Source organism: candidate division KSB1 bacterium, from assembly GCA_022562085.1.
Taxonomy (GTDB): Bacteria; Zhuqueibacterota; Zhuqueibacteria; order Oceanimicrobiales; family Oceanimicrobiaceae; genus Oceanimicrobium.
Map to the genome: position 1 here is coordinate 3,381 of JADFPY010000381.1, position 818 is coordinate 4,198.

1 protein-coding gene is annotated in these 818 nt (G+C 38.5%); it reads left to right on the top strand.

All coding sequences use genetic code 11. The annotated features are described in order from the left end of the window. Positions 1–251 precede the first annotated feature (251 nt). On the top strand, positions 252–818 hold a 567-nt coding region (locus IH879_20725; protein MCH7677354.1), incomplete at its 3' end, for a hypothetical protein.

Consider the following 818-nt stretch of genomic DNA (forward strand, 5'->3'; position numbering starts at 1 on the left):
AAATCTCTCTGGAAATTGAAGCGATCAAAGCTGAAGAGGGCACTGACTAAATTAGCAAAACACAACTTCTGGAAATTTTGAAAGGCGAGGATGGTTCTTCGCCTTTTTTATTTTAAAAACGTACTCCACTTTTTTGGAATAATGATCTTGACTTTCAAAACAAACTTTTTTAAGTTTCTTTTTGTATTCTCTAGCAAGTCCTGCATTTTTTCAATCATTATTTTTATTAACCAAATTTTAGGAGGATTAAGATGAGAGAGAAAATCTTAATTATGGTAGTAGTTGGGTTTTTGGTCAATCTCTGTGCGTTGAATGTTTATGCACAAGAAGAGGAGCCGAAAGGCCAGCTTTTCGTCATTCACGAAGATGTGGTCAAGCCTTCTATGGTAGGTAAGTACGAGGAAGCTACGAAAAGTGTAGTGGCCAAACTTAAAGCAAATAACATGACTTCTATTAGTTATGTGATGGCCGTTGCAGATGATTTTCACTACTATTGGATTTCTGAGATTGAAAACTTAGCAGCCCTTGACGAAGATCCATGGCAAGAACTTGAAAAGAAAATCGGCGAGGACGAAATGAAGGCCATGTGGGATGGCTATGACGATACGGAAGATATGCATCATACCTGGCTGGCTCGACTCAGGCCTGATTTGTCCTATACCCCGGAGAATGCCGGTGAGAATTCAGAAGAAATGAATTTCCGTCACTGGGATTGGTATTATATAAACTCGGGTAAAGGTACGGAAGCAAGAGCCATTGCAAAAGAATGGCACGACTTATATACAAAGAAGAATATCCAAAGTAGTTATAGAATATTC